Here is an 8,596-nt window from a genome sequence, read left to right as displayed (position 1 = left end):
CCCCGCGTCATCGACCTTCTCATCGAGACGAGACAGAGCCGCAACGAAAGCCTCCCGGCCCTCTGTCGCCAACTCCGAACCACTCTCGATCATGTGTTCGATTCTACCCGATACGGCAGGTCAGCACCAGTGAATCTGACTGCCAAGAAACGGGTTTCGGTCGTACCTGGACTGAACCGAACGCCCGTCCCGTTCCTGAGAACTTGCGCCCTCGAGCTGTTGCAGCGGATCGGTCTCTCGATTCGCTCAGTGGGTTGAGGCGCCCACCGCACTGTGAAGTTCAGCCGTCGCCATCTTCGTGCGGATCCAGGGAACCAACGCCAGCAGAACGCCGGCCACGACGAGAGTGATGACCGCGTTGACGAGGTAGTACGTGGAGTCGGAGAGCCCACCGAGCCCCTGGATCAGCTGGGCGGCCAGCGCCTGCCCGGCCGCACTGCCGAGGAACCAGAGCGCCATCGCCTGGCTCGCGAACGCCTTGGGGGCCAAGCGGGTCGTAGCGGAAAGCCCTACCGGCGAGAGACACAGTTCCGCAACGGTCTGCAGCACGAACACGCCGCCGAGGATGTAGACCGGTGCGGTGTTGCCCTTGAACGTCGCGAAGGCCCACGACAGGGCCAGGGCCGACACCCCGATGAGCGTCACACCGAGCACGAACTTCATTGGGGTGGAGGGGAAGCGGCCTGCACGGCGAGTCCAGATCCACCCGGCGACTGGCGCCAGCACCACGATGGCGAGCGGGTTGATCGACTGGAACCACTCTGGGTTCACGTTGACACCAGCCGTCTCGGTGACCGTGCGATCGGCCGCGAAGAGGGCCATTTTTCCGGCCGCCTGCTCGAAGATCATCCAGAAGAGCATGGCGCCGATCCACAGCGGCAGGTACGCGAGCAGGTGCGACTTCTCCTCCTTCTCGACCTTGGGGCTGCGGAACATCATCGTGAAGTAGGCGATCGGCGTGAGCAGCGCGACGATCGAGATGGCGTCGATCATCTGGTCGAGGATGGTGTCGCGCCACAGACCGGCCACGACCACTACGAGTCCGAAGGCGACCAGGGCTCCCACAGCCAGGCCGCCCACCTTCGTGCGCTCCTGACGGGTGAGCGGGTTCGGCACATCGTCGACGTGGGGGCCAAGCACCTTGCGGCCTCTGACGAACCAGACGACCGCGACGGCCATGCCGACGGCGGCAGCCGAGAAGCCAGCGTGAAAACCGTAGCGGTCACGCAGCCAGCCGACGACCAGGGGCGAGAAGAACGCGCCGATGTTGATCGACATGTAGAAGATCGAGAAGCCCGCATCGCGTCTCGGGTCATCACCCTTGTACTGCATGCCGACCATCGTCGAGACGTTGGGCTTGAGCAGGCCGGTCCCCAGGGCGACGAGGGCGATACCGAGCCAGGCGGTCGGGGTGGCCGGGATCGCCAGGCAGATGTGCCCCGACATGATGACGAGCGCGCCGTAGAGCGTCGATCGTCGCGGACCGAACATCCGGTCGGCCGTGAACCCGCCGATGATCGACAGCAGGTAGACCGAGGCCCCGTAGATCGTGACCACGGCCGTGCCGGTCGTCTCGTCGATGCCGAGGCCGCCGTCGGCCACCTTGCCGATGAGGAAGTAGAGCAGGATGGCGCGCATCCCGTAGTAGGAGAAGCGTTCCCACAGCTCGACGAAGAACAGGGTCGCCAAGCCCTTCGGCTGACCGAAGAAGGCGCGATCCCCCCCGGCGTCGGGTGCTGAGCGGCGGTTCGGCGTACTCGTCGTCATGGCTCTCCCGTCGGCCCACGGCCATTGGGGCCGGGGCACTGACTGCAACCTAGGCCCGAGGCGGTGCCGGGCTCAACCCGAAACGCCCTAGGACCGGGTCGTGCGAGCGACCTCTCGACGCAGCCGCAGGGCATCGTGCAGCACCCCAACGGCGAGCGCAGCCCCCACTCCTTCGCCGGCCCGGATGCGCAGGTCGAGCACCGGTTCGACGCCGAGCTCGCGCAGCACCAGGGCGTGGGCCGGCTCTCGAGACCGTTGTCCTGCGACGAGGTGCGCAGCGACCCCGGGTTCGAGCCGGATGGCGACCAGCGCACAGACCGACGTCGCGAGCCCGTCGAGCACCACGACGCCCCCCGCCTCCGCCACGCCGAGCACGACGCCGGTGAGCACGGCGAACTCACCGCCGCCCAGCCGGCGGACCGCTTCGTCGGCCCCCACCGGGCCGACCCGCCTGATGGCTCGCTCGACCACGTCGGTCTTGCGTTCCAGCATGGCCGCGTCGGCTGACGACCCCCGGCCCGCGACGTCGGATGCCGGCAGGTCGAGCAGGGCAGCCGCGAGAGTCGCGGCGACGGTCGTGTTACCGACACCCACCTCCCCGATCGCCACGAGGCCGGATGCCGCTGCCTCGGCGCCGCGTCGGCGACCTTCGGCCAACAACGCAGCCCACGTCTCGTGGTCGAGGGCATCGCTGTACACGAGATCGCCTCTACAACAGCCGATTCCGGCGTCGATGAACAACAGCTCGAGGCCGGCGGCCCTGGCGGCAACGGCGCCCATCGACGTTCCCTCGTGCGTGGCTCGGGCCACGTCGGCGGTGACAGAGGCATCGAAGGCCGAGACGCCGTGCCTCGTGACTGCATGATCGGACCCCGCGATGACCAACGTGCCCGGCCCGGCAGCGGGCGACAGCGCGCCGATCCGGTCGAGCACCACGTCGAGGGAGCCAAGGGACCCGGGTGCCGTGAGCAGATCGTCGGCGCGGTCACGCGCCGCCACCACGGCAGACTGTTCGGGGCTGCGCAGGTGCGAGACGGGCGCGGCGCTGTCGGTCCAGCGCTCACGCATCACGACCGCGTCGAGCGGCAGGCGCTTCGACCAGCCGGCCCGCTCGAGCCCCGGCTCGGGCGGCCGTTCGTCGGGCCAGCCGAGGCAGAGCCAGCCGAGCGTCTCGACACCGTCGGGCAGGCCGAGGAGGGCAGCGAGCTGGGCCGGCTCGAAGAGCGTGACCCAGCCCAGCCCGAGACCGTGCACGCGGGCCGTCAGCCAGATGTTCTCGATCGCGGCCGCGCACGACCACAGGTCGGCGTCGGGAAAGCTGGCCCGTCCGAGCACTCCGGCGGCCGGCGCTCGACGGTCACAGGCCATGACGATGCCCACCGGTGCTTCGCGAATTCCCTCCAGGCGCAGGTCGAGCAGCCCGCGCGCGGCCTGTTCGGTCATTCCTTCTGCCTGGCGCAGGCGGCTTCGGTCGGCCATCACCGCAGCTCGGTCGCGGGTGGCCGCCTCGGTCACGACGATGAACCGCCACGGTTGCGAGTGTCCGACGCTGGGGCCCCGGTGACCGGCCTCCAGCACCGATCGCAGCACGGTCTCGGGTACCGGGTCGGGCCGGAAGCGGCGGATGTCCCGACGGGCGCCCACCACGCGGGCCAGCGCCTCGACGGCATCCGGCATCGCCCAGGCGTCGGGCGCCGAAGCCCGCTCGGCAGCCGACGAGGGGTCGCCGATGGTCGGCACCGGTCGCGGAAAGCTCACCCCCCGAGCCTAGGAGATCACTCGAAGCCTTGACGGCACCGACCCCCTGCCCCGCAACACACCGAGAACTTCCGAACCCACCGGGAAACTACCCGGTGTGTTGACGACTACTCGGTGTGTTGGGGCAGAAGTGGGGTCAGGAAGCGGCGATCCAGGTTCGGGTGACCCCCAGCACGCGCTCACCATCGAGGTCACCGAGCGACATCCCGACGAAGGCCGAAGCGCCGGCCGAGGTCTGCCAGCGGAACCGGTAGCTCTCGGCGGTCACGGCATCGGCGATCGCCGTGGCGGCGCTCTCGGCGCTCTGGGCGTTGGCGAACGCGCCGGCACTGCGAGCCAGGTAGGCGGCGAGCGGCCCGGCGTAGGGGTCGCCGCGGCCGTCTGAGCCGTCAGGGTCGGACGCCGTTGGGCGGGTCTCGTGGCCGTCGTCGAGGCGCAGCGCGCTGCCGACGAAGTCACTGGCGACCGCGGCCGGCTCGACAACGCTGACCCAGACCCCGAAGGTCTCCGCGACCGGGGCCAGCGACTGCATGAAGCCTTCGACGGCGAACTTCGCGCCGCAGTAGGCGTCGGCGAACGGCTGGCCGACGGCGCCACCGACGCTGGTGATCGTCAGCACCCGGCCCGATCCTCGCTCGCGCATTCCGGCCAGCACCAGCTTGGTGAGGGCGACCGGTCCGACGTAGTTGACCTCGAGCTGGTCACGGACATCGTCGATGCTCAGCTGTTCAGCGGTTCCGACGGCTCCGCGTCCGGCGTTGTTGAGGAGCACGTCGATGCGCCCGTGGTCGGCCAGCACCGACTCCACGCACGCCCGAGCGCTGTCGTGGTCGACGACGTCGAGGGAACGGACATCGAGCTCGACGCCCGCCTCCTTGGCTGCGGCCGCGAGGCTGCCGGCCCGGGTGGTGTCACGCATGGTGGCGACGACGGTGTGGCCCCTTCGGGCCAGCTCGACGGCCGTGTGCAGCCCCATTCCACTGGAGGTGCCCGTGACGAGGGTGACCGGGCCGTCGCTCTGGCTGTGCTTCTCGCTCATGCGCCGACGGTACGCCGTAGTCCTTGAACACGCCGTCAGGCCGCCCTGGCCACGGAGACAGGCCCTACGCCCAGCGGCCAACCTTGGGCCGCAACTCACCGAGTAGTCACCAACCCACCGGGAAAGTACCCGGTGGGTTGGTGACTACTCGGTGTGTTGCCGGAACGGGAGCGCTGGAGTGAGGTCGCGTGGCGGTTAGGTCAGGTCAGGTCAGGCGTCGACCTCGTCGAGGCCGGCGATCACGATCTCGAGCAGCCGACCGAGCTCGTGACGCTCGAAGTCGGTGAGGCCGCGCAGGGTGTCGCTCTCGACGACGTTCGCCTCCCGGACGGCCGCGCTGAACAGCATCCAGCCCTCCTTGGTCAGGGAGACGAGGGTGCGCGTGCGGTTGGACTGGTCGGGCCGGCGCTGCACGATGCCGCGCCCCGTCATCTTGTCGAGCCGATGGGTCATCGACGACGGCGCGACGCTCGAGAGGTCGGCGAGCTGGCTCGGGGTGAGGCACGTGTCGCCGGCCTTGGCGAGGGCGGCCAGCACCGCCCACTCCCCCTGGCTCAGCTCGAGGTCGGCGAACTGGCGGTTGTACCACTGGTCGAGCTTCTTGGTGACTCCGTAGACCGCGGTGATGACCCGCTGCACAGTCTCCTCGCCACCGGCCGCGACGTAGGTCGCCACGTCGTCAGAGTGCTGGTCCTGGATCGATCGCCGCTGTGGAGCCATGGCCGCATTGTCACATGTCCCGATGAAGTGTTAATATTTCGAAGTCGAACTTCGAGATCGAAGTTTCGCGGGTCGAGGCAACGTCGCTCCCCACCGCTACCACCAACACCACGAAGGGTGTGACACTCATGCGTACTCGCCTGCTCATCATCGCCTCCGCCATCGGCATGCTCGGTTGGGGCACGGTGCTGCCCTACCAGTACGCCTACGCCGCGAACACCCGCGGCTGGGGAGCACTCACCGCGGCTCTCGCGAGCACCCTCTTCTCGGTCGGCGCCCTCGTGGCCGCGCCCCTGGGGGGCCGGCTGTCCGACCGCGTCAACCCGGTCATCGTCGTGGTGGTCGCCAAGATCGTCGCCGCGGCCGGAGTGGCCAGCCTCATCTTCGACCAGACCGCCCCGACGTTCCTGCTCGGCATGTTCGTCTTCGGGCTCGGTCTCTCGGCCGCAGTGCCAGCGGCATCGGTGCTCGTGCTGCGCTGGGTGGAGCCCGAGGAGCGGCGCAAGATCTTCGCCTACAAGTTCACGGCCGAAGCCGTTGGCATGGCCATCGGCGCGTTCGTGGCCGGTATGTTCGTCGACCTCTCGCGCCCCGACGGCATGGCCATGGCTTTCGCGACGGCCGGTGCCGGTTTCGTGGTCTCAGCCGTGCTCATCTACCTCGCCGGCCTCGGCGCTCCGTCGGCCATCTCGAGCGACCTCGCCGCCGGCGACGCCGAGAACCGGCTGAGCACCCTCGACGGGCTCCGCCGCATCTTCGCCGTGCCCGCCCTGCGGTGGACCGCCGTCGTCACGGTCGCCCTGGCCCTCGGCTTCTACGCCCAGTTCGAGGCGGGCCTACCTGCCTACGCGCTCACGGTGCTCGACGTGAAGGAGACGACGATCGGGCTGGCCGCCGCCGTCAACTGCATCGTGATCGTCGTGCTGCAGGTGATCGTCGTGCGCCTGACCGCGAAGCGTTCGGCGGGTTCGCTGCTCATGACGGTCGGGGGCATCTGGACCCTCTCCTGGGTCATCCTCTCGGTCGCCCAGCTCGACCCGGCCATCGCCTCGGCCCTGTTCGTCACGACCTTCGGCATCTTCGCCGTCGGCGAGACGATGTACTCGCCGGTGCTCAACCCGTTGACCGCCAGCCTGGCTCCGGCCGGGATGGTGGGGCGCACCCTCGGCACCTTCAACGCCATCCAGACGACCTTCTCGGCCCTCGGGCCGCTGGTGGCCGGGGCCCTGCTCGGCGCCGGGCTCGCGAACGGGTTCCTCGCCCTGCACGTCGTGATCAGCCTGGTTGCGGTCTACGCCGCCTGGCGGCTGCGCACCGTCATGCGCCGGTCGGATGGGGTCACGGGCTCGCACACGGTCGACCTGGACGAGGCCGAGGCCACCTGGGTGCGCAGCGGCGACACCACCGGCGCGGGCTCGGCTTCGGGCGACCGCCCGTCGACCGGTTCCGTGCTGGTGGCCTGACCCGCCTCGGCTCAGACCAGCAGCTGGTGGTCGGCCAGCTCGCGGTAGAGCGGGCTGGTCTCGAGCAGCTCGGCGTGTCGGCCCACGGCCTGCACCCGACCGGCCTCCAGCACGACGATCTGGTCGGCGTCGGCGACCGTGGCGAGCCGGTGCGCCACGATGACCAGGGTGCGCTCACCGGCCACCGCGTCGACCGCCGCTCGCAGGGCCACCTCGTTGCGGCTGTCGAGGCTCGAGGTCGGCTCGTCGAGCAGCAACAGCCTCGGCGAGGCGAGCAGGGCTCGGGCGATGGCCAGCCGCTGGCGCTCACCCCCCGAGAGCAGGATGCCGTCCTCCCCCACCTGCGCGGCCAGCCCGAGCGGGTCACGGTGCAGGATGCCGGTCAGCCTGACCTGCTCGAGCACGTGCTCACACTGTTCGTCGGAGGCCTCCGGCGCGCCCAACATCAGGTTCTCGCGAATCGTGCCGGCCAGCACCGGGGCGTCCTGCTCGACATAGCCGAGCCAGCTGCGTACGTGCTCGCGGCCCAGGTCGGCCACATCGACCCCAGCCATGCGGATGACGCCGGAGCTCGGGTCGTAGAAGCGGGCGAGGAGTGACAACAGGGTGGTCTTACCGGCCCCCGACGGGCCGACGACGGCGGTGCGGGTACCCGCCGGCACCGCAAAGCTGACGTCTTCGAGCACCGGCGTCGACCCGTAGCCGAAGCTCACCCGGTCGAACTCGACCAGCGGCACGCTCGGCCGGAAGCCTCCCCCGGCCGAGCCGACCACCCCGTCGGTAACGGCGTGCGTGAGCGGCATCCGATCGGGTCGGTCTTCTGAGCGCGATGCAGGGCCGGGGTCCTCCTCGGGCAGGTCGGTGATCTCACGGATGCGGATGACAGCGCCGAGCGCGTTCTGAACCGAGGTGTAGGCCGAGAACACCGAACCGAGCGGCATCACCATGAGGAACAGGTAGAGGATGAAGGCGATGAGGTCGGCCACGGTCAACGCCCCGCTGGCGACCCGGTAGCCGCCGACGGCCAGCACGAGGATGAAGGCCCCCTGCAGCGCCACGCCGATGACCGGTTCGATGAGGGCCATGACCCGGGCCAGGCGAACGCCGGTAGCGTAGGTGTCGTCGGCGAGCGAGCGAAGGGCCGCGACCTCGCGTTCGGTCGCCCTGGCGGCGCGGATGGTACGGATCGCAGGTAGCGCCCGGGCGACTCCCGCTGCCAGCACCCCCACCTGGGTCTGTGCGACGAGCGCGAGCTTCTGGATGCGACCACCGAGGGTGACAACGACCACGGTGGCGAGCAGCACAACGAGCAGGGTCAGCGCGAGCAGCAAGGGGTCGATGAGGCCCATGGCGACGATCGCCCCGACGAAAACCACTGCCCCCGCTAGGCCTTCGACCAACCCCGAGGTGACGACCGAGCGCAGCAGGGTGGTGTCAGACCCGACCCGCGAGACGAGATCACCGATGCGGCGGGTGTCGTACTCGGCGATGGGCAGCCGCAGCAACCTGCCGACGAGCTCGTGACGAGTGGCCCGCACGACCGCCTCGGCCGTGCGCTGCAGGAGATACTGCTGAACACCGGAGACCAGGGCGCCCACGACCACCAGGGCGACGAGCAGCCCCACGAGGGCGGTCAACGGGCGGGCCTCGCCCACCGCGCTGACCACCTTCGAGACGAGGGCCGGCTGGGCGAGCGTCACCCCCGCGCCCGCGAGGGAGATCAGGGCCACGACCCCGAGCACGCCTGCGTGGGGGCGCAGGTACGGCCAGAGGTGGCGGACCGGCGCCCGCCTGCCGCCCTCGCCACCGGGAAGCTCCGACTGTCTCTGATCATCGTCCGCCACCACGT

6 protein-coding genes are annotated in these 8,596 nt (G+C 69.8%); 1 reads left to right on the top strand and 5 read right to left on the bottom strand.

The window, feature by feature from the left end; genetic code table 11:
- Positions 1–246 precede the first annotated feature (246 nt).
- The 4 genes from BA895_RS12480 to BA895_RS12465 all read right to left on the bottom strand — a co-directional run bounded on the left by BA895_RS12480 (position 247) and on the right by BA895_RS12465 (position 5,284).
- Complete coding sequence (locus BA895_RS12480; RefSeq protein WP_070192224.1) at positions 247–1,767, bottom strand: peptide MFS transporter; 1,521 nt, start codon at positions 1,765–1,767, stop codon at positions 247–249.
- A gap of 87 nt (positions 1,768–1,854) precedes the next feature.
- Positions 1,855–3,525, bottom strand: coding sequence for a 5,6-dimethylbenzimidazole synthase (bluB, locus tag BA895_RS12475; RefSeq protein WP_070192223.1), 1,671 nt, complete (start codon positions 3,523–3,525; stop codon positions 1,855–1,857).
- Between the two features lie 136 nt (positions 3,526–3,661).
- On the bottom strand, positions 3,662–4,564 hold the full coding sequence (locus BA895_RS12470; protein ID WP_070192222.1) for an SDR family oxidoreductase: 903 nt from the start codon (positions 4,562–4,564) through the stop codon (positions 3,662–3,664).
- 210 nt (positions 4,565–4,774) lie between these two features.
- Positions 4,775–5,284: a MarR family winged helix-turn-helix transcriptional regulator gene (locus BA895_RS12465; RefSeq protein ID WP_070192221.1), complete on the bottom strand. Its 510-nt coding sequence runs from the start codon at positions 5,282–5,284 to the stop codon at positions 4,775–4,777.
- A 128-nt stretch (positions 5,285–5,412) separates the two neighbouring features.
- Here BA895_RS12465 and BA895_RS12460 point away from each other — a divergent pair, with 128 nt between their 5' ends.
- Positions 5,413–6,747, top strand: a complete 1,335-nt coding sequence (locus BA895_RS12460; protein ID WP_083283288.1) for an MFS transporter — start codon at positions 5,413–5,415, stop codon at positions 6,745–6,747.
- An 11-nt stretch (positions 6,748–6,758) separates the two neighbouring features.
- On the opposite strand, the gene BA895_RS12455 is transcribed toward BA895_RS12460, so the two are convergent.
- On the bottom strand, positions 6,759–8,591 hold the full coding sequence (locus BA895_RS12455; protein WP_083283292.1) for an ABC transporter ATP-binding protein: 1,833 nt from the start codon (positions 8,589–8,591) through the stop codon (positions 6,759–6,761).
- Between the last annotated feature and the right edge of the window lie 5 nt (positions 8,592–8,596).

This window comes from Humibacillus sp. DSM 29435, from assembly GCF_001758225.1.
Taxonomy (GTDB): Bacteria; Actinomycetota; Actinomycetes; order Actinomycetales; family Dermatophilaceae; genus DSM-29435.
Note: the sequence above shows the minus strand (reverse complement) of the source record. Positions and strands in the feature narration are given on the sequence as shown.

What these genes read in the sequence shown, in the direction of transcription:
- BA895_RS12460 (WP_083283288.1), top strand. Translation starts at nt 5,413, where the DNA reads ATGCGTACTCGCCTGCTCATCATCGCCTCCGCCATCGGCATGCTCGGT.
- BA895_RS12470 (WP_070192222.1), bottom strand. Translation starts at nt 4,564, where the DNA reads ATGAGCGAGAAGCACAGCCAGAGCGACGGCCCGGTCACCCTCGTCACG.
- BA895_RS12465 (WP_070192221.1), bottom strand. Translation starts at nt 5,284, where the DNA reads ATGGCTCCACAGCGGCGATCGATCCAGGACCAGCACTCTGACGACGTG.
- BA895_RS12480 (WP_070192224.1), bottom strand. Translation starts at nt 1,767, where the DNA reads ATGACGACGAGTACGCCGAACCGCCGCTCAGCACCCGACGCCGGGGGG.